The sequence below is a fragment of the uncultured Allofournierella sp. genome, assembly GCA_944382705.1.
GTDB lineage: Bacteria > Bacillota > Clostridia > Oscillospirales > Ruminococcaceae > Allofournierella.
In genome coordinates this window covers 1-20,734 of sequence record CALWNE010000020.1, presented here as the reverse complement: position 1 = coordinate 20,734, position 20,734 = coordinate 1, and the positions used below count along the sequence as shown (strand labels likewise).

At 51.5% G+C, this 20,734-nt stretch carries 17 protein-coding genes, 1 pseudogene and 1 CRISPR repeat array; of the genes and pseudogenes, 4 read left to right on the top strand and 14 right to left on the bottom strand.

The annotated features are described in order from the left end of the window. Positions 1 to 169: 169 nt before the first annotated feature. The gene (locus ACH2EM_RS03020) at positions 170 to 568 is read right to left on the bottom strand and encodes a hypothetical protein (RefSeq protein ID WP_395150599.1); all 399 of its coding nucleotides are present in this window, start codon (positions 566 to 568) and stop codon (positions 170 to 172) included. A 544-nt stretch (positions 569 to 1,112) separates the two neighbouring features. Between ACH2EM_RS03020 and ACH2EM_RS03015 the strand changes: the two genes are divergently transcribed. Then, a complete protein-coding gene (locus tag ACH2EM_RS03015) occupies positions 1,113 to 2,279 on the top strand; it encodes an MFS transporter (RefSeq protein ID WP_395150598.1) in 1,167 nt (388 codons plus the stop codon). Positions 2,280 to 2,436: 157 nt separating this feature from the next. Continuing rightward, positions 2,437 to 3,198: direct repeats of the CRISPR family, unit length 36 nt; unit sequence GTTTGACTACCATCTAAAATAACACGACTCTCAAAC. Between the two features lie 77 nt (positions 3,199 to 3,275). Here ACH2EM_RS03015 and csn2 read toward each other — a convergent pair. From csn2 to ACH2EM_RS02975, 8 genes are all read right to left on the bottom strand, one after another. Further along, complete coding sequence (gene csn2 / locus ACH2EM_RS03010) at positions 3,276 to 3,959, bottom strand: type II-A CRISPR-associated protein Csn2 (RefSeq protein WP_395150597.1); 684 nt, start codon at positions 3,957 to 3,959, stop codon at positions 3,276 to 3,278. After that, a complete protein-coding gene (cas2, locus tag ACH2EM_RS03005; protein WP_395150596.1) occupies positions 3,956 to 4,276 on the bottom strand; it encodes a CRISPR-associated endonuclease Cas2 in 321 nt (106 codons plus the stop codon). Before cas2 ends, csn2 begins: the two co-directional genes overlap by 4 nt. Beyond that, positions 4,266 to 5,141 (bottom strand): type II CRISPR-associated endonuclease Cas1, encoded by an 876-nt coding sequence (cas1, locus tag ACH2EM_RS03000; RefSeq protein WP_395150595.1) that lies wholly within the window; start codon positions 5,139 to 5,141, stop codon positions 4,266 to 4,268. The genes cas2 and cas1 overlap by 11 nt, the downstream gene beginning before the upstream one ends. Then, a complete protein-coding gene (cas9, locus tag ACH2EM_RS02995; protein WP_395150594.1) occupies positions 5,138 to 9,187 on the bottom strand; it encodes a type II CRISPR RNA-guided endonuclease Cas9 in 4,050 nt (1,349 codons plus the stop codon). Before cas9 ends, cas1 begins: the two co-directional genes overlap by 4 nt. A 665-nt stretch (positions 9,188 to 9,852) precedes the next feature. Continuing rightward, positions 9,853 to 10,617, bottom strand: coding sequence for a hypothetical protein (locus ACH2EM_RS02990; RefSeq protein WP_395150592.1), 765 nt, complete (start codon positions 10,615 to 10,617; stop codon positions 9,853 to 9,855). Between the two features lie 114 nt (positions 10,618 to 10,731). Continuing rightward, a complete protein-coding gene (locus tag ACH2EM_RS02985) occupies positions 10,732 to 11,286 on the bottom strand; it encodes a M56 family metallopeptidase (RefSeq protein WP_395150591.1) in 555 nt (184 codons plus the stop codon). Then, positions 11,274 to 11,402, bottom strand: coding sequence for a hypothetical protein (locus tag ACH2EM_RS02980; RefSeq protein WP_395150590.1), 129 nt, complete (start codon positions 11,400 to 11,402; stop codon positions 11,274 to 11,276). Before ACH2EM_RS02980 ends, ACH2EM_RS02985 begins: the two co-directional genes overlap by 13 nt. Continuing rightward, complete coding sequence (locus tag ACH2EM_RS02975; RefSeq protein ID WP_395150589.1) at positions 11,399 to 11,779, bottom strand: BlaI/MecI/CopY family transcriptional regulator; 381 nt, start codon at positions 11,777 to 11,779, stop codon at positions 11,399 to 11,401. Before ACH2EM_RS02975 ends, ACH2EM_RS02980 begins: the two co-directional genes overlap by 4 nt. A 455-nt stretch (positions 11,780 to 12,234) precedes the next feature. On the opposite strand from ACH2EM_RS02975, the gene ACH2EM_RS02970 reads away from it, so the two are divergent. Next, positions 12,235 to 12,738, top strand: coding sequence for a DUF4357 domain-containing protein (locus ACH2EM_RS02970; protein ID WP_395150588.1), 504 nt, complete (start codon positions 12,235 to 12,237; stop codon positions 12,736 to 12,738). Between the two features lie 133 nt (positions 12,739 to 12,871). Here the strand turns inward: ACH2EM_RS02970 and guaA are convergent, their stop codons facing one another. Then, positions 12,872 to 14,413: a glutamine-hydrolyzing GMP synthase gene (guaA, locus tag ACH2EM_RS02965; protein WP_395150587.1), complete on the bottom strand. Its 1,542-nt coding sequence runs from the start codon at positions 14,411 to 14,413 to the stop codon at positions 12,872 to 12,874. A gap of 607 nt (positions 14,414 to 15,020) precedes the next feature. On the opposite strand from guaA, the gene ACH2EM_RS02960 reads away from it, so the two are divergent. Beyond that, positions 15,021 to 16,364 (top strand): hemolysin family protein, encoded by a 1,344-nt coding sequence (locus ACH2EM_RS02960; RefSeq protein ID WP_395150586.1) that lies wholly within the window; start codon positions 15,021 to 15,023, stop codon positions 16,362 to 16,364. 222 nt (positions 16,365 to 16,586) lie between these two features. Then, complete coding sequence (locus tag ACH2EM_RS02955) at positions 16,587 to 16,955, top strand: RidA family protein (RefSeq protein ID WP_395150585.1); 369 nt, start codon at positions 16,587 to 16,589, stop codon at positions 16,953 to 16,955. A gap of 172 nt (positions 16,956 to 17,127) precedes the next feature. On the opposite strand, the gene coaD is transcribed toward ACH2EM_RS02955, so the two are convergent. The 4 genes and pseudogenes from coaD to ACH2EM_RS02935 all read right to left on the bottom strand — a co-directional run. Beyond that, the gene (coaD, locus tag ACH2EM_RS02950) at positions 17,128 to 17,631 is read right to left on the bottom strand and encodes a pantetheine-phosphate adenylyltransferase (protein WP_395150583.1); all 504 of its coding nucleotides are present in this window, start codon (positions 17,629 to 17,631) and stop codon (positions 17,128 to 17,130) included. A gap of 174 nt (positions 17,632 to 17,805) precedes the next feature. Beyond that, positions 17,806 to 19,389: a hypothetical protein gene (locus tag ACH2EM_RS02945; RefSeq protein WP_395150582.1), complete on the bottom strand. Its 1,584-nt coding sequence runs from the start codon at positions 19,387 to 19,389 to the stop codon at positions 17,806 to 17,808. Next, a complete protein-coding gene (locus ACH2EM_RS02940) occupies positions 19,382 to 20,107 on the bottom strand; it encodes an ABC transporter ATP-binding protein (RefSeq protein ID WP_395150581.1) in 726 nt (241 codons plus the stop codon). The genes ACH2EM_RS02945 and ACH2EM_RS02940 overlap by 8 nt, the downstream gene beginning before the upstream one ends. Before the next feature lie 3 nt (positions 20,108 to 20,110). After that, positions 20,111 to 20,734 (bottom strand): annotated as a pseudogene (locus ACH2EM_RS02935) (diaminopimelate decarboxylase); the annotation flags it as partial.

Sequence of the window (20,734 nt, the reverse complement as noted above, 5' to 3'; positions counted from 1 at the left end):
ATAAACTCACCACTTCCCTAGCGTAAAATTTTCACCTCTAAAACTATGCAAAACGTCAGGCCACATTTACAAATTTACATTTTTACATTGGGCAGGTAAGAACGGATAGAGGCCGTCCCCGCGATGGGCATCGCCTCAATATCCGGCCATTTTTCATACCGCATCATGATTACTCTTTCCCCGGAAGATTGTAGACCACAAAAGATGTGGAAAAGTCATGGGCTCCATGAGGCACTTGTGTGAAACCATTTTGGCCCAGTGTTCCGGTGGTGTGGCAGGAGCTTGTGTTGGCATGCTTCCAATAGGGCATATCCACACTCACCTGCACGGTTCCATAGCTGTGTTCCCCAGCAGGAGCCTTATCCCGGAAGGTTAAGTAGAATTCAATCCCCGTGGAGGTACCCGAAGGAGAATACACACGGTATTCTGCATTTGTGCCGGGGGCAATGATGCGAGGGAAATTGCCCTCTTTTCTTTCCTTCCTGCCCCAGGCCAGGTTCTCCGATATCAGCTCCAAGGGCCGATCCAGCTCGTTGATAACCGTTAGATAATAAGTCCACTTCGGCATGATTCAGAACTCCCTTCCAGATTTTATTGACATACATTTACACTCTTCCGCTGACATAGGATAAGTACACCGGAGTTTTCCGGGACTCTGCCTGCATATAGACTTCCTATGTCAATAGCTACAAAGAATATAAATTCTATGTTATATTTTTGAGTACATTCCACATCCGGGAAATGTCAATGGATTTTGTAAGTTTTTAAAAATCAGTTTACATAAACTTAAATATTTGCACCAAAAAGCCGAAGGATACAGAACGCACAGCCTTTGCAGGGTCTTGGCCCTCTGCCCATATTGTTTTATTGCCCTGTGGATCAAAATATGGGATCAACCGCCCCCCAGTCCAGGGATATGAACTTAATCCCGGAAAATATCATTGATGCGCCAGGACTGGGTGATAAAATTACCGGTATGTTCCGTGAAATAATTGCCGGGAAGGACTGGGATATTTTTTACCGTTCACACTATGGAAATTTCGCCCAAAATATCGTATACTTGTAACCAATAAACTCCACACAGCAATATAAACAGGCGGAGGCATTGCGTTATGACACAGTTACTTTTAGGTATTATCTACCTTGCATTTATCAGTTTGGGCCTGCCGGATGCCCTGCTGGGTTCGGCCTGGCCTTCCATGTATCCCCTGTTTTCTGTTCCGGTTTCTTACGCCGGTATCATTTCCATGATTATTTCAGCTGGCACCATTGTGTCCAGCCTGCAAAGCGACCGGCTTACCCGGCGCATGGGTGCAGGCAAAATTACCGTTGTGAGTGTTGCCATGACTGCCGCTGCCTTGTTTGGTTTTTCCTTTGCAAACTCTTTTTGGACGCTGTGCCTTTGGGCCATCCCCTATGGTTTGGGGGCTGGCAGCATTGATGCCGCCCTCAACAACTATGTTGCACTCCACTATGAGAGCAAGCACATGAGCTGGCTGCACTGTATGTGGGGCCTTGGTGCCACTCTGGGCCCCTACATTATGGGCTATGCCCTTGCAGGTGGTCAGGGCTGGCCTGGCGGGTACCGGTGGATTGGTATTTTGCAGGTTGTTCTCACGGCGGTTTTGTTTTTCAGTCTGCCTTTGTGGAACCAAAAGCCCACCCAGATTTTGCAAGCGGAGATGGTGGAAAGCAAGCCCCTGAGCCTGGGTCAAATCCTTTCTATTAGCGGCGCCAAGGAAGTAATGCTTTGCTTTTTTTGCTACTGTGCTTTGGAGCAAACCGCCATTTTGTGGGCAGCAAGCTACCTGAACCTTTACAGGGGAATGTCCATTGAGATGGCGGCCAGTTTTTCCGGTGTGTTTTTTATTGGTATTACCGGAGGGCGGGGCCTGAGCGGCTTTTTAACAATGAAGCTCAGCGACACCCAGATGATTCGTTTAGGCCAGGTGCTCATTGGCCTTGGTGCGGTTGTTATGCTTTTGCCCGGGCCACAGGCGGTTTGCCTGACAGGGTTAGGGCTGGTGGGCTTGGGCTGTGCCCCGATTTACCCTTGCATCATCCATTCCACTCCCGCCCACTTTGGCGCACACCGTTCTCAGGCTATTATTGGGGTACAAATGGCCTGCGCCTATGTGGGCAGCTGCCTGATGCCTGCCCTGTTTGGGATACTGGCTAACCACATCAGCGTGGCACTCTTTCCTGTCTATGTGCTTTTCTTGCTGACTTTCATGGCATGGATGCACGAGAGCCTTACTCGGAAAGCGCCTATTGTTTAACCACAAGAAATTATCACCAACCAAATGAACCAAGAAGGGATGGCCCCACAGGGCCATCCCTTCTTGGTTTTTTCATTCCTTAATGGCTTATCAGGTTGTTTACAAATAAAAAACCGCTGGAACTGTACTACCATACAGAACCACCGGCTAACCACAAACTATGCAAAATTTAAAAATAACACGACTCTCAAACTACAGGGCGAACCGGAAGATTTACCGTTTTGTTTGACTACCATCTAAAATAACACGACTCTCAAACTCCCCGATGATGTTATCGTAGGCGGGTACGGTTTGACTACCATCTAAAATAACACGACTCTCAAACCAGGAATAAGCGATATTAGACCCTGTATCGGTTTGACTACCATCTAAAATAACACGACTCTCAAACATACATAGCCTGCACTGGTGGATTGTTAAAGTTTGACTACCATCTAAAATAACACGACTCTCAAACCAAGCTATCGTTGACATGGCGGTAGGTGTCGTTTGACTACCATCTAAAATAACACGACTCTCAAACTATGACAATACTATACTCTACTGCCTTTATGTTTGACTACCATCTAAAATAACACGACTCTCAAACTCCTCCGCAATGTACCACTTCCCGTCATCGGTTTGACTACCATCTAAAATAACACGACTCTCAAACGTACGGAATTTGGTGTGGCTGCTGGTAATAGTTTGACTACCATCTAAAATAACACGACTCTCAAACTCCTCGCTGCCATCAAACACAATCCGCTTGGTTTGACTACCATCTAAAATAACACGACTCTCAAACGGCTATCCCACGACCTTGCCCCGCTGGCTGGTTTGACTACCATCTAAAATAACACGACTCTCAAACTTGGATTTCCGAGAATATCGTCCAACTTCTGTTTGACTACCATCTAAAATAACACGACTCTCAAACCTCAATTTGAAAAACGCCACGACTTTGCGCTGTGTTATTTTAGATGGTGTATTCTGTCAAACCTTAGTTTACTGGATTTATGTGCAGGAATCAAGCCTTAATTCGCACAAATCTGCATCCAGCAGGCAGATTTCCTCGCCAGGCAGCGTATTTTGCAGCCGCTGCTCCAGCATAAGGAGGTTCCATTTTTGATAGGCCGCCATTTTGTACAGCTGGCCCAGTTCCTGGGGCGAAAAATAGCAATGGGCATTCACCAACACAAAACACTGGTGGGGCAGCAACCCACTGTACAGCTCCAGATACTGCATCAGCCGTTCCAACGAATCTTCTGCATCCAGAATGGGCTGGCATTTCAGTGCCTTTAAAAGCGGCAGCACATACTCTCCTTCTGCAAAGGAAAGGGGGTACTGAATGGCCGCAGTAATCTGTTGCAGGTATCGGCTAATATGCTGCTGCAAATCATCGGTGGCGGAGGTAAGTTGTTCCCGAACCGTCCATTGCAGCAGCGATTGAAACCGATTTTGCATTTTTCGGTGGTCCAGCGGCAAGGCATAATAATCTGTTACCAAGTGGAGGTGGTCTCCACAGTCCAGCGTATCGTAATTCAGCGAGAGAACAAACTCTCCCGCCTGCCCCTGGGCCTGTGCCGCCAGCGAAAACACAAGGGTACGAAACAGCTCCGGCGATTCCACCACCAGCACCGGTACCCGCTCTGGTTTCCAGTGCAGTGGCTGAGAGAGCAATGGGTGGGTTAATCTCACACAATCACCAACCGTTCTTCGTTGTCTATAATCTGGGTGTGGTAGTCCCCTACCACAAATTCCATGCGGGAAAACTGCTTTTCGGTAATCACCAGCATCTGAACCAAACCCTTGGAAGGCCGCCGGGCACGCACAGCTTCCATAATACTCCGTGCCGAGGTAGGGTTAAGGGCAAGTTTGCAATAAACAGATTCCTGCATCATCAAAAAACCGTCCTTAATAAGCCCCCGGCGAAAGCGAGCATACTCCCGCCGGTCGGCTTTAGTTTCTACCGGGAGGTCAAAAAACACCAGTACGCGCATAAATCTACCATTCATACTCAATCCATTTTATCTGAGAAAGGTCGCCGCTTTCCAACGCACGGAACAAGCCGGCGCAGTACAGTCGAACTGCGTACAGCAAATAGTGGCTTTTTCCGTCGCATTCCACCTGCTTATTCAGCAGGTTCAGCAGGGCCAGCTTTTGTGGCCGTTCCAGCTGCTGCGGCTGCATCTCCAGTACCGCATAATCCACAAGCGGGCGCAGCGGCTCGATGAAATCGCAGGCCAGATTAAAGGCATTGAAGGTATTTTTGTGGGCAACACCCAGTTGGTTGAGGTAGCCGGCCGCCGCAATTTCCCGGTTAAGTGCCGAAAGGAGCAGGCTATACCCATAATTGAGGGCTGCATTGATGGGGGTATTATCGGCGCGGGTAAACTCAGGCCCAAACAATGCCCTAAAATACGCCTTTGCTGCGTGCCCCTCCCGGTTGGTGGCATCGTTCCATTGAAGCTGTTCCAGATAGGTTGTGATGGTTTCGGCCTGGGCAAGCCCCCGGTGCCGCAGATGACTGCGCTGGCACCGGAGTTTTTGCCGTACAATTTCGGTCCAGACCTGCTGCTGTACCGATTGCTGCCAACCAATCTGCCGGTGAATGCGGGCGCTGCTGTCGTGACTGCCACAGGTAGGCACCAGCTCGCTGCACGGGTCCCGATTATGGTCGCAAAAAATCACCTTGATTTTATGTTGTATCAGTTCGCACAGCAGGTAACTGGTAAGGGAAACCGCTGTGCTTTCCACCACCAGCACCCCTATCTCGCTGAGATGGATGCGTTTTACCTCATCTACGGTGCGAATAACAAGGTAATCCAGCTTGTAATCCAGCTTTGCATTACTGGCCACCAGCACCACCCGCCAGCTCACTGCACAACCTCCGCCATCAGGTCGATTTCCCGCTCGTAAAAACCCGTGACCGATTGGCAGATGAGCTTAAAGGACTGATCCTTTACATTGCTTAAATTTTTAGACAGCAGCAGAATGCCAATACCGGCCTTTCCGTTGAGCAGTTTCAAATCGGCGCTGGACGCATTGTTTGCAAACAAGTTAAGCACCTGCACAAGAATGCGGCATTGGTTGGCCGCCGACAGGGTTTGAAATTTGTGTTGCTGCTCCCGAAGGGTTTTAGCGGCTGTTTCCAACTTTACACAGTAACGGGGATTTTCCAGCTTTTGCAGCAAAAGTTCGTACAGCTGCTGGTTTTGTTCTGCTGTTAATCCATCGTACAGGCTGATTTCCAGGTCTTTTTTTGCCTTTGCACACCGTTCCAGATATTTTTCCATGGATTTTACATATTGGTGCCAGGAGGGTGCCAGAATCAGCGGATTGGCATTCTTGAATATGACCTGCTTTCCAGTTCGTCCCGAGAGATGCATTCTAAAGCCATCCAGCTCCAACAGGGCATTGATAGGAATTTCGTCCACCAGCACCACCGGATTGTTTAGCCTCAGGAATTGGGTGCAATAAGATTCCGGATTGTTTTGGTAAAAACTCTTGTGCATAAGCAGAACCGGCTCCAGCGAGCGCACCCGTTTTTTCTTGTTGGTATGCTCCACCAAAATGAAGTAGGCTGTTGTAAGTTTGTTGTAGCCACCGTATTTTTCAAATACCAACCGAGGGTCAGAGGATTTCAGGGGCGTTTTGCTCTCTCCCTCGCCCTTGGCAACGGGATTCTGGTCAAACAGCTGGCCGGATGCAGGCGCTGCACGGCGGCTGAACAGAATGTTGTTTTTGCCCATGGTGTGGCGTACCACCGCAATGCTGCCCTGCTCCCCTGCCGTCCAGGCTTGCTCTTTGCCACGGCATACATCAAAATCAAACATACGGTTCAGGCTGTAACGGGCCTGTTCCTGCTTGAGGAACCAAAGGGGATTGCGGGTAAATTTTACATGGTACACATTGCCCACCACAATGTTGAGGTACGCGTCCTTTGCATGGTGAAAGTCGTTGATGCTGCGGCACTTTACAAACAGGGGGTCCTGCTGGGTGTGCTGATTTTTGCACTGGCCGGCTTGCAGCTGCCGCCCATCCAGGGTAATGCGCTGGTCCTGCCGGAAGGAGGAAACATTGCCCGCCTTTACATACACAATTTCGGTGCTTTCACCAAACCGCCGTTGCAGCAGCTCCGCTACAATTTTGCTGGACTGGCGTGTTTCCACCAGCTGCCGGGCAATAAACCCTGCCTGTTCTTCGGGGGTAAAGGGGGTGGAGCGTGTAAGCCGCTCCCATTTGGCCCTGCCAATCATCCCTTTTTGGTGCAACTGCGCCCAGAAGGGGGTCATGGCCTGGCGGATGTCTGGGGAAATGGGGTAGGAATCGGATTTGTTTGCATTCAAGGTTCGCTTTACCAGCACCCGGTTGTTCAGGCTATCGTCCTTGGTTTTGCTTTGGGGGTAGATGTGGTCAATGTCATAATCGCTGTCCAGCCGGCTCAAATCAATGACCTCTCCGCTGTACATACATCTGCCCAGCTGGATGTAGTAGAGATAGAGCTTATCCCTGCGCAAATCCTGCTCCTGCTGCTGTTCCAGCTGCAAAAAGAGCTGTTCATTCTGCATTTTACAGCTTTTATACAGCGCCTGCAGCTCCGCTTTACGAGAAACCGTGCGTTTGCCTTTTTCCCCTTCTTCCCGTGCCATTTCCACAAATACCCGCTTGGGCTTGGATTTCATGATTTTTTCCACCTCTGCCACAATGCTCAAGGTTTGGTGAATGGCCCGTTTGATGCCCGGCGAAGCATAGCTTTCCTTCAGGTAGTCCTCCAGGGTCATGGCCTGGCTGGCAAACTTCTGTTTACGGTATTCCTCCACTGCCTGCCCAAAGGTGTACCGGCTGCTGAGCAGCTGCATCAGGTTATCTCCGGTATTCCAGAGCATTTCCATCATGGAATACCGGTTGCCGGTTTGCTCATCCTGATGGAAGATGCCGGTTAAAAATGTTTTGGACAGCTTGCCCCAGCCACTTGCCTTAAAGGCCAGGGCCTGGGTGCGTTCTTCGCTGCTGAGCAGATGCCCGTAGGTTTTTTCCAGCCATTGGGCAAGGAGTTTTTTATCCTGCCCAAACAGGGTAATGCGGCGGATTATATCCTCTGCCATAGCAACGCCGCCGGGCCGCTGGATTAGCCACTGGTAGTGCTTCCAGGGGGCAAGGGTGGCCTTGAGGGGGCCATCCAGCCCGGTGAGCTGGTCCTGCTGCTGGAGCTGCAAGGCATTGCGCAGCTTGGTTTGGGTGATTTTATAACCGCTCAGGCATACCTGGTTGTACAGCATTTGCTTTTGCTGTACCGAGATAGGATGCCCGTTCACCTTGAGATTGTTCAGCTCGTTGAGCACCATAAAGCTTGTGTACAAGAGCGAATCTTTGGGCAAAATATCCTCGCCTAGATAGCTGCATTTCGCCGTCATACGCTGAATAAACTGCTCCCGGCACTGCTCCAAATCCACCACCTGGGCAAAATTCCAGGGGTAGATTTTTTCCGGTGTACGCACCACCCAGCTGTGGGGAGAATTGCTGTTCAGCGGGCCTACATAGTAGGGAATTTTAAATTGGAACATCTCCACAATCTGCTGTGCTTTGGTAAGGCCGCTTTCATCCTTCTGGGCCAAAAAGGGCAGATACCGCTGCGCCCGCTCCAAAATCAATTCCAGTTCTGCCTGGTGAAGTTGGTGAGAAATTACTCCATTGTTTTTGCTGGTTTGCAAAGGCAGAAAGGTGCCCTGTTCCAGCTGCTGCAAAATCTGCTGAATTTGCGGACTTTCTTCTTGGCTATTTTTAAAAACACCCTTCAGATACTTGGCAAACTCTTCGTAGCTGCATCGGTGGTTTGCATTCCCCTTACCTGCGTAAGCCGGGTAGTTGTTGTGCTTATCCTTGGCAATGTGGAATACCTCCCGGTACAGCTGGGAGTTTTGCATCTGGCGCACAGCATCCTTCAGCAGCCTCAGGTCCTGTGCGTGTTTTTCGTATTCTGCCACCTTTGCATGGGAGGGGTAGGTGTACCCATTGAGCATCTGCAACAGCAGCACCCGGTCGTAAATCTGCTTTGCCGCCAAAAGCAGCTCTATGTCATCCCCCAACAGAGCAGCCAGTGCTTCGGCATGAGATTCAAATTCATCCCCCAGGCTAATGCTTGCAGGCTCGGCATCGGCCAATGCATCATCGCCGTAGAGGTCTTTCAGTTTAATATTCTTGGAACCTGCCAGCAATTTCAGCAGTGGCCCCCGGCAGTCTCCCTTGGGGTAAGGCTCAAACTGCTCAGCCAGCAGTTTTGCCTTTTGTGTGGCACTGCTGCGGGCACACAGGATTTTTTCCACTTCTCCTGCATCCTTCCAAACCAGGGTTTTTTCCCACAGGGATTCCACCGCCTGGCGCAAACGCTCCAGGCCGCTTTCCAGGCTGTCTTCCTGTACAGACATATCATCGTACAAAAAATGCCCTCGGTATTTCATAATATGATGCACTGCCAGATACACCAGCCGTACATCAAAGGGGCCATCCTGCTCCATAAGAGTTTTGCGCAGATGGTAGATGGTGGGGTATTCCTTGTAATAATCCGCATCGCAGTAGTTTTTATCCGCAAACAGGGTGCAGCGGCCCAGGGGATGCTCTCCCCGCTTGTCCTCCTCCCGGAATTTGCTTTCCTGCAATCGCTGGAAAAAAGCCGGGTCCACCTGGCCCACAGGCTGGGCAAACACCTGCTGCAGCCAATCTAGCCGAGCCCGCCGCCGTTCAATGCGCCGCCTGCCCACCCGATAGCTCCGCCGTTCCTGGGCGGTTTGGGCGCCATCAAACAGCCGCACGCCCCACAGTGCTTTGCCCTTTCGTTTTTGAATGTGGTAGCTTTCATCGGTAACGGCCCAGCCCACCGATTCGGTACCAATATCCAACCCTAAGTAATAGCCGCCTTGTTCCATGTAAAAATTCCTCCCTTAAAAAATTTTTTAAAACAGAGTTGACACTTACTGGGATTTGCGTTAGAATAAAGTTGCTTTTAGACTACCATCTAAAGCAACACGACAGGTTCAAATACGGCCCTGCCAAAACCGCCGGTTTATCCGGTTTCACAGTGTGTGAATCAAAAGCTCGCCTGATGGCGGGCTTTTTGTTTTGTTGCAATAACCGTCGGCAGGCAGAAATCATGCTGCACCGCCTTGACTATTGCATAAAAAAGGAAACCTCCCTGTTTATGCCATTATACAAAATCCGCCAATACAAAACAAGTTTTGTGCTTTTTAAACAGGTCTATTGCCATTGTAGCATAATATCTATCCCTTAATTTGGACAATACTCTATTTTAAAGGTTTTTCACCTGTTTTTGCAGAGCAATTCCCCCTGCGCAATTTGTGTTTGGCAGGGGTCGTTTTTTAAAGTTCTCTCCTTTGGGCAGCACCCCAAAGAATATAGAGCAAAAACGAGGCCCCCTGTTGCAGAGTAAAACCTGCAGCAGGGGGCCTTATTATGGCAAGGATGCAAAAAGGAAGGGCACCTAATGGCAAATTATGGTGTATCCAGCTTATTTTAGACGGAGGGTTATTGTTTTTTATCCACTCGTTTTTCCGGGCCGGATTTTTCTATGTGTTTAGAATTCTTCAGCAGGCTCGATTCGCAGGCTTGCTGCAATCAGATTGAGGTCATCTGCATCCGGTATCTGATCCGGTTCAAACCGAAGTGCAATATACACTCCCAACTCCCGGTGGAAGCAGAGCAGGCCCTTAGTCTGTATCTCTGGCACGGCTGCCATACTTTCGTTGGGGTGAGTCTGTATGTATGCACTATCCTTGTAAAGGACCTCTGCAATGCCGCTTTCCCCTTGGTCGTACCGATTTACCGCCGTATACGGGTCCCAGATATCCACGCTGGAGAGCCGCAGTTGCGGATAAACCGTTTTATATTCTTCCTCTGGCGGGAGGGATTCTTCATCGTAGGGGGTGTAGCGGCTGTATCGCACCGTGCCCACCAGTACATCCCCGTTGTAGATTTCCATGGGAGAAAGCATACTGTCAAAGGCTCCGCCCAGCGAAGCAGTCTCACTCTTGGCATCCTCCTGCAATGCAGAACGAACCTCCCAGCTGTCCGGCAGCAGCAGCTGCAAATCAAAAGCAGGGGTCTGCGGCTCGCTCCCGCTGCCGAAGGTTACCCGATATGGATTGAAAGCGGCTGTCGAATTGGTGCCGGTCACCAGCTCGGTGAGAGTTTGGTCCGAATCACTTTTTCTGCCGGTAAAGGTGCAGCCAACCAACACCACAACACAGACGGCCAGAGCTATCACCGCCCATCTGCGGGTGCGGGTATCGGAAACGATGAGCGCAATGCGCCGCTGCAAACCGTGCCGCCCGGTACTCATGGTAGTGGCCGTACAGCCTGATAAACTGGTCTGCGCATCCGGCGCACCACCGATACCAGTGTATGCCCGTAGGCAATCCGTTCCGGCTCGCCAAGCATCCCCACTGCCCGCTCGTCACAGGCTTGTTCGCAGTCTTCCCGGGAAACCCGCAGCCGCAGCCCATACCAGCGGATCAAACCAGTACAGGCAGAGGCAGACCGTCCGTACCAGTGCCCAAATATGATCCTTCTGCCGCCAATGGCATTCCTCGTGCACCAGGATATGCCGCATCATAGCAGCATCACCGGTCACCTCCGCTGGAACATAGATTGCCGGATGCAGCAGCCCAAACAGGCAGGGCGAACTAAGCCCCATAACTTGATATACCGGAAGAGGACAGTCCACGGCAAGCGGGCGGCCCAGCGTCCGCAGTTTGCGGGCAAACCGCAGATTCACAAAGAGAAACCACGCCCCCGCAGCCAGGACACCAATCAGCCACAGGGCTGTCAGCAGCGGAAACTCCCCAGCCCCAGCAGCCGTTCCGGCTTCAGTCAGAGGGAGTACGGTCTCGCCGCCGGCCTGGATGTGAATGGCTTGCCCGGCAACAATGGCTTGCACCTGGTGAGCGGTGGGCAGATTCATCACGCTGCTGGCTGCAGGCAACGAAAACGGAAGCATCAGCCGCAGCACTGCCAGCCCCCACAAATTATACAGCTAACCCGGCCTTGCAGCAGCTGGCGAAGCACCAGCAAAACCAGAATCAGCACCGACGAAGTGACAAGAAGTTCTGTCATTGAAGCTATCATTTTTTGCCCTCCTCTGCTTTTTCCAGCAGGGCGTCCAGCGCAGCCAGTTCCTCGTCAGACAGGCTGTCATTGCCCACCAATGTGTTTATCATCAGCTTTAAGCTGCCGCCATATAAGCGGGAAAGAAAGCTGTGACTCTCCTGTCGCTGGGTGGTGGCCCGGTCAATCGCAGGATAAAACTGCTTGGCCCGCTGGCCTTCCTCATGCCGTACAGCTCCCTTTGCTTCCAGTCGAGAGAGCATTGTAATTACCGTATGTTTGCTCCAGTTGGTCTCCTCTCTCAGTCGCTCCACCAGCTGCGTGATGGTGTAGGGCGAGTGATCCCACAACGCATTCATCAGCAGCCATTCACTATCGGACAATCGCATGGTATTCATAGTACGCCTCCTTTGGTAGACAGTTGATTACCTTAACCGCATTACAACAACTATGGTACACAGATGTCAACCTTTTCTTTCGATAAAAAAGAAAGTTCCCGGGAGCATAAACCATAAGGCCGGTGCCGTGCTTTATTTATTATGTAAACTATGTCGGTTTATCGAGATAAATATACGGAACAAAAACAACTGTTTCATAAAATACACCTAAAAAATTAAGCCACCTTAAAACAGTGTTCGGGGCGACTTTTTTCTCTATCCACTTAACCTTTTTTGCAGCTGTACTCCGTCGGAATAAACAACTAAAAATCCGTATTCTTTCTCCTATTTTTTCGGCTTTGGCTTATTTGCTTCCAGTCAAACAGCTTGGTGGAGGTTTGTTTGAGGAAAGCAATGCGAAATAAATTTATTTACATTCACTTGGCAAAGCCAATCAAGAGAGCAAATTCTATGGTTTGGCCAAAACCGCCGGGCGTTCTATAGTGACAAACAGAACCGTTCCGACTTGTTCATCCATTTCCGAATACGACGAAGCCATGCTGCTAGAATTTATCAGCAACGCAAAATTGCTGGTAAATACGCTTGGATATAAAATTTTTGATACCCTCCAAGACAGCTCCGTTAAAGAGCAGGACAGTCAAATCCTGTTCTATATCCAAGCGGCGCGGGGTGCGGATGCCAAGGGAGTCATTGTGGCAGATGGTTTTGCTGTACTAAAAGATTCTTTCATTGCCGCAACAACGGTTCCAAGTATGCCCCACAATCTTAATCTATTGCGCAGCGAATTAATGGAAAAAGGAATCATCGACTCCACATTTCGTTTTGTCAAAGATTACATTTTCACCAGCCCGTCTTTAGCTGCTACGGTCGTGATGAGAAGAAGCGCTAACGGGCGCATTGAATGGAAAACAAGCGACCGCAGGTCCATCAAAGACATTGAAGAGGAAAATCTCAACTAAAAAGAGCTGCCTGATTTATAGAATCAGGCAGCTCTTTTTTATGAATGCTGCAAAAATGTTGCCCAATGGGTGCCATGAGGCATTTCAAAAGCCAAGAGACCGCTTAACTATGCGGTTTTTTCAGGCTTTGAAATTATTCGAACTCAATAGTTGCCGGGGGCTTACCGGTGCAGTCGTACATAACGCGGTTTACATGGGGAACCTCGTTTACGATGCGGCTGGTGACTTTAGCCACCAGATCCCAAGGCAGGTAGGCGGGCTCGGCAGTCATAAAGTCGGTGGTGGTAACTGCACGCAGTGCGATGGCGTAATCGTAGGTACGCTCGTCGCCCATTACGCCTACGCTGCGCATATTGGTGAGGGCTGCGAAATACTGACCCAGATTCTTATCCTCGCCAGCAGCTGCAATCTCCTCACGCCAGATGGCGTCGGCGTCCTGTACCATCTTGATTTTTTCTTCGGTTACTTCACCGATGATACGGATGGCCAGACCAGGACCGGGGAAGGGCTGACGGCTTACCAGGTACTCGGGAATGCCCAGCTCACGGCCTGCGTTGCGTACTTCGTCCTTAAACAGGTCACGCAGAGGCTCGATGATTTCCTTGAAATCCACATAGTCAGGCAGACCGCCCACATTGTGATGGCTCTTGATAACGGTGCTCTCGCCGCCTACGCCGCTTTCCACCACATCGGGGTAGATGGTGCCCTGTACCAGGAAATCCACAGCGCCAATCTTTTTGGCTTCTTCCTCGAATACACGGATGAATTCCTCGCCAATGATTTTACGCTTGGTTTCGGGGTCAGCTACACCCTTCAGCTTGTCGTAGAAACGCTGGCGGGCATTTACGCAGATGAAGTTCAGGTCGTACTCGCCTTCGGGACCAAATACGCCGCAAACCTCCTCGCTCTCGTTTTTGCGCAGCAGACCGTGGTCCACAAACACGCAGGTGAGCTGCTTGCCCACAGCCTTGGCCAGCATAACGGCAGCCACAGAGCTGTCCACGCCGCCGGACAGAGCACACAGAACTCGACCGTTGCCTACCTTTTCACGGATAGCCAGGATGGACTTTTCCACAAAGGAGTCCATGGTCCACTCGCCCTTGCAGCCGCACACATTGTATACAAAGTTGGACAGCATCTTGGTGCCCTCCTGGGTATGGAGAACCTCAGGATGGAACTGCACTGCATACAGGCCACGCTCCACGCACTCCACCGCAGCCACGGGGCAGTTTTCGGTATGAGCAGTAATTGCAAAGCCGGGAGCCACGGTTTCGATGTAATCGTTATGGCTCATCCAGCAGATGGTTTTTTCGTTTACATTTTCAAACAGCTTGCTGGCGGTGTTTACGGTCACTTCGGTTTTGCCGTATTCCCGCTCGGGGGCACGGCAAACACGGCCGCCCAGCAGGTGCATCATGAGCTGAGAGCCATAGCAGATGCCCAGCACAGGGATACCCATTTCAAACACCTGGGTGCTGATGGAGGGAGAATCCTCCAAATATACGCTGTTGGGGCCGCCAGTAAAGATGATGCCGGCAGGCTTTTTTTCCTGGATGGCCTCCAGGGCCTTGGTGTACGATACAATCTCGCTGTACACATGGCACTCACGCACACGACGAGCGATCAGCTGGTTATACTGACCACCAAAATCCACAACTAAAATGGTCTCTGCCATTGATGTTCCTCCCTAAACTGAATGGTTATGCTCTTGCGGGTTTACCCATGATTATAGCATAAGTTTTGCAGTAAGAAAACAAAAAACAGTAAAAAAACAGCCGCAGCCCACGGTTTTTACAAAATCCCATAGGAAAGTGCCGATTTCATAGCGGATACTGTTGAAAGCAACCGAAACGGGACTTGTTTTTGCCTGGATTTGCGCGCAGCAAGGAGCACATTTTGTGTAAACAGGAAAAAAATCCCTATTTTAGGTTGACAGATTGGGCTGGTCTGGCTATACTTAAATTTATGCAGCAGCGGCTGGCATAGCTCTGTGCTGCAAATCGATAAAGGGCCTTTGCCGGCCCTGTGAAATAGGAGCAGAAGCAAAATCATGGACGACAACGGCGGCGAACCTGCCAGTAGTACCCTGAATAGCGTAGATTTACAGGCACACCTGTGTTTCATTGCCATGGAACACGGGCGTGTCTTTTTGCGTTTAAAGCGATTGCTTTAGCAGCAAACCCACCTGCTCTTGTACCCTCGCTTTTGCCCACCCTGGGCAGAAACGCCCCCTGTAAGCAGCTAGTATGAATCTTAAAATTATTGGAGGAACTGATTTTATTATGGAAAGCCCTATTATATGGCAGATTTTATTACAGGTTATTTTGATTGCCCTGAACGCAGTGTTTGCCTGCGCTGAAATTGCGGTACTGTCGGTAAACGACACCAAACTGGCCCAGCTGGTGGCCCAGGGCAACAAGCGTGCCAAACGGCTGGCACAGCTCACCAGCCAGCCCGCCCGCTTTTTGGCCACCATTCAGGCTGCCATTACCCTGTCCGGCTTTTTGGGCAGTGCCTTTGCTGCCGAAAACTTTGCCGGCACATTGGCCCAGAGCCTTTCCTTCCTGCCTGTGCCTCTGGGTGTGCTCCAGTCCGTTTCGCTGATTCTGGTCACCCTGATTCTGTCTTACTTTACCCTGGTGTTTGGCGAACTGGTGCCCAAGCGCTTGGCCATGAAAAAGGCCGAACAGCTGGCGCTGGCCATGGCAAGCCTGATTTCTCTGCTGTCCAAGCTGGCCTCGCCCATTGTGTGGGTGCTCACGGTTTCCACCAATATGGTATTGCGCCTGTTTGGCCTGGACCCCAACGCAGAGGACGAGGAAGTAAGCGAGGAAGAAATCCGCATGATGGTGGATGCCGGCAGCGAAAAAGGCGTCATTGACCAAAAGGAGCGGGAGTTCATTCAAAATGTATTTGAGTTCGATGATTTGACGGTGGGCGAATTCTCCACCCACCGCACCGACATGGTGGTGCTGTGGACCGAGGAAAGCGACGAAGAATGGGACCGTATTCTTCGTACCACCCGTTTTGCCCGCTACCCGGTATGCGACGGCTCCACCGATAACATTGTAGGCGTACTCAGCGCACGAGACTACTTCCGCATGGACAACCGCACACGGGAAAAGGTGCTGCAAAAGGCAGTAAAACCGGCCTTCTTTGTGCCGGAGCATCTGAAAGCGGACATTCTGTTCCAGCAGATGAAAAAGAACCGCAACCATTTTGCTGTTGTGCTGGACGAATACGGCGGTGTGATGGGCATTGTGACCATGAACGACCTGCTGGAGCAGCTGGTGGGCGATTTGGAGGACGATGCCGAAAAGGCCGCAGTGGAACCGGTGGACATCGAGATGGTGGACGAAACCAGCTGGCGCATCCAGGGTGCTGCTTCGCTGAAGGAGGTATCTCGCCAGCTTTCCATGGATCTTTCCGAAGATGAGCTGGACACCTACGATACCTTTGGCGGCTATGTGTTTGGCCACTACGGCTTTGTGCCCAAGGACTGTGATGATTTTGTTCTGGAGATTCCTCCCCTGCGCATTCTGAAGGCTCAGGTGCGGGATCACCGGCTGGAGAATGCTTTGGTGCAGCGCATCCCTAAATCTGCCATTGCTACAGACGAGGAATAACCCACTGCAATACTTTAAGACCGCTCGGCAAATCCGGGCGGTCTTTTTTGCAGGGCTACCTGCCTTCCCTTTGCATCGTTCAGGACTTTTTGCCGAAAAGCCTTTGTATAGTAGTACTTTTGTATTGATTTTCCACACAAAAACTGCTATACTTATTGCAGTACGGCAACTCTGTGGAATTGCCGGCAAGTTTTATATTTACTTCTTAAGGAGGCTTTCCCAATGATCGTTGTTGATACCAAAAACGCTCCGGGCGCAATCGGCCCCTACTCCCAGGCTTACGAGGTTGCAGGCCTGGTTATCACTTCTGGCCAGCTGCCTGTTGACCCCGCTACCGGCACCATGCCTGAGGGCATTGCTGCACAGGCTGAGTGGAGCTGCAAGAATGTGGCTGCCATTCTGGAAGCTGCCGGCACCGGCATGGACAAGGTTGTAAAAACCACCTGCTTCCTGGCCAACATCAGCGATTTCGCTGCTTTTAACGAGGTGTACGCCAAGTATTTCACCTCCAAGCCCGCCCGCAGCTGCGTTGCTGTAAAGGACCTGCCCAAGGGCGCCCTGTGCGAAATCGAAGCAATTGCTGAGAAATAATCTGAATGGGACCGTTCTTTGACGGTCCCATTTTTTAATGCTTAAATCAGGATTACCGCAAAAAGCCCCCGCTCCTGCCCTTTTTACAGGCCGGAACGGGGGCTTTGATTGCTTTTAAAAAACTGGCTGTTCCCCACCGAAGGCAGTCCATCCTTCTGTGCCGGGGCAGGGGTTACTCCTTAGCCTTTTTGGGGCCCAATCGGTTTTTAATATCCTCCACCAGTTCGGGGCATACAAAGGCGGAAATATCGCCGCCAAAACTGGCCACCTGCCGCACCATGGAGGAGGACAGATACATATACTCGATGCCAGTGGTCATGAACATTGTTTCGGCGGTGGGGCAAAGTTTTGCATTGGTGAGTGCCATTTGAAATTCGTACTCAAAATCGCTCACTGCGCGCAGACCCTTTACGATGGTGCAGGCCCCAATTTTGGCTGCATAGTCCGCCAAAAGGCCCTCAAAAAAATCCACCTGAACATTGGGCAGATCTCTGGTCACCCGCCGGGCCATCTCCACTCGTTCCAGGCCGGTGAACGCAGTGTTGGTTTTTGCGTAGTTCACCATAACCAGTACAATCACCTGGTCAAACTGACGAGCCGCCCGCTGGATGATATCCAGATGTCCCTTGGTGATGGGGTCGAAACTTCCGGGGCAAAGAGCAATGCGTTTTTCCATACTTGGTTCAGCTTCCTTTCGGCGCAGGCACACAGGCCGCACAAAGCCCGTCCCACCGCAGACAAGCAAACCGGGAGGGGCGGGCTCTGAATCGTTTGGTTTCTTTGCAAAAAACAGCAAAGTGTGTAGTTAAGTATACTCCCTTTTTCCAGTAGTTGTCAATCTGCCTGGCGGTTATACTTCCAGCGAGTCCATGGTTTTTATACCCCACTGGTTCAAAATCACCTGATGCACCAGCCCCATCAAAAGCAGCAGGCCCAATGCCAGGCATCCGCCCAGCAGCTGGCTGCCCATCATGGCGCCAATGAACCAAACCGCCGCAGCCAGCAGCAGCTCCAGTATATCCCCCAGCATGGAAAGCGCCACGGCGGCCGACTGCTTTACCACCACTGTGGGGTTTACTGCGTCCAGTTTGGGCCAGCGCAGATTTACCAGCAGCCCCAACTGAGCGGATACCCAGCTGTACACAAGGCAAAGAACGGTTAACAGCAGAACCTGAACTGCATCTGCCCCAAATCCTATGCCCAGCAGAACACTGCCCAGCAGCATAAAGGGAGCACACACCAGCCAGTGAAACAGCACCTTGCTGTGCAGCAGCTGTTTGGTGGAGATGGGCAAGGTTTTAAGAATCCATAGGGTGTTGCCTTCCAGGCTGATGGAGCTGGCGCTGATGGCCGTCATGGACAGCACAAACCCGGCAAATCCGGCTCCAATGGGCAGCAGCTGATTAACCGGAAGGCCGGACTCAGCCAGAACTTGAAGCATCTGCTGGCCCTGAAAAACAGAGGCCACCCCTGCTGCCAAATAAAGCAGCAAGCCCACACCGGTGTTAAACAGGTAGATGGGGGTATTTACATAGCGGCTTGCTTCCTTTTTTAAAAAGCCCCACAGTACGCCGCCATTCTTTTGGGCAGTAAGCTGGTAACCACCCTTGGAAACACGCACCGAAAGAGAGGCCAGAATTGTTCGGTAGCAGCGGCCCAACACCAGGCAAAGCACCCCTGCCGGCATCAAACAAAGCACCGCCAGCAGCAGCCAGGCCCTTGCATCACCCAAAGCAGACTGCGTCAGCCATTCATAGGGCTGTATCAGCCACATATCCGTCAAATCGCCCAGCGCTTGTTCCGATGTGCCGCTGCCCAGCAGACTAATCCCCACAAAGAGCATGGTTCCCAGCAGATACAGCAAGCCCTCCACCAGGGCAGGCCGTGCCAGCTTGCCGCTGGCCCAGGCCAGCAGATAGCTTACCACAAGGGCTGCCATCGTGGGCAGCAGTGCCACCAGTGCAGTGGCAGGCAATAACAGCGGAACAAAAAACCAGGGCATGGAAATCCCCTGCACCGCCCAGCCTATGGCGGCGGTCAAACTCCAGGTAAGCTGAATGGCCAGATTCTCCAGATACAATGCACCTACCCGGGCCACCATAATGGTGGTGCCTGCCACCGGCAGGCTAAGTACCAAATCCATGTCCTTGGTATTGAACACCACATCCCGTGCACCGGTAAGGGTAAGCAGAACGCAGAAAGAAGCCCCCATAAGCCCCATAAGTGCAGGCCCCAGCAGCGGGAACCCCTGCTCATTGAAAAACGCCTGAATGGGCAGGCCATAGAGTACCGCCATCAGCAGGTTCAAGCCCAGTATCATCAGCAGATTCAGCCAGCCGCTTCGGTCTGCTTTACTGCGTTTGCTCCGCCGAAATCCCATGCTGTGAACCATGCCCTGAAGGGAGATGCGGAAGATTGGGTAAAAACTATGCATTCTGCTCCACCTCCTGGGCCTGCTGTAAAAACAGTTCTTCCAGGGTGGCTCCGGCGGTGATTTCCTCTAGGGTACCCTGACAAATCAATCTGCCCTGCTTGAGAATTCCCACCCGATGGCAGAGTTTTTCGGCCATTTCCAGCACATGGGTAGAAAAAAACACTGCTCCGCCCTGGCTGCAAAGCTCCTTCAGGTATTCCTTGAGCTTATGGGAGGCCAGGGGGTCCAATCCTACAAAGGGTTCATCCAAAATCAGCAGCTTGGGTTGGCGGATGAAGGCACTGATGAGGGCCAGCTTTTGCTTCATTCCGTGGGAGTAGCTGCCAATCATGCTGCCCAGCTGCTGGGTCAGTTCAAAGCCATCCGCATACCGCTGGATACGCTGGGTGCGTTCCTGCTGACTTAGGTTGTATACATCGGCAATAAAATTCAGGTAGCCGATGCCGGTCATGAAATCGTACAAATCCGGGTTATCCGGCAAAAAAGCCATGGCACGCTTTGCCTCTACCCCTTCTTTTTGTACATCGTGGTCTGCCACCCAGATGCGGCCCTCGGTAAAGTTAATTACCCCTGCCACTGCACGGATGGTGGTGGTTTTACCGGCGCCATTGTGGCCAATAAAGCCGTAAATCTCTCCCGGCTTTACCTCCAGGCTCAAATCCTCCACGGCACGCTTGCCCCCAGGGTAGGTTTTGGAAAAGTGTTCAATTCTGAGCATCCTTTATTCCTCCTGTTCGTTGTTCAAGATAGCCTGAATGGCACGGAAATAGAGGGTGTTATCCAGGCAGGCGAAATAATCCAGCTCGGTTTCTGCCCGGCGAATCAACTCGTGGCTGCCATCCTCCTTCAGCAACACTTCTGCGCTGCGCAGCTTGCCGTTGTAGTTGTAACCCATGGAAAAGCCATGGGCACCGGTGTCGTGAATGACCAGCACATCCCCAATCTGAATTTCCGGCAGGGCACGGTCGATGGCAAATTTATCGTTGTTTTCGCACAGGCCGCCGGTTACATCGTATACATGGTCACAGGGGGCATCCTCCTTGCCCAGCACCGTAATGTGGTGGTAAGCGCCATACATGGCGGGACGCATCAGGTTGGCGGCGCAGGCGTCCAGGCCGATATACTCCTTGTAGATGTGCTTTTCATGGATGGCGGTGGCGATCAGCGCGCCGTAGGGCCCGGTCATGAACCGGCCCATCTCGGTAAAGATGGCCACATCCCCCATCCCGGCCGGGACCAGGATCTCCTCAAACTTTTTGCGGACCCCTTCGCCGATGGCGTAGATGTCGTTTTCCCGCTGGCCGGGGCGGTAGGGGATGCCCACCCCGCCCGACAGGTTGATATA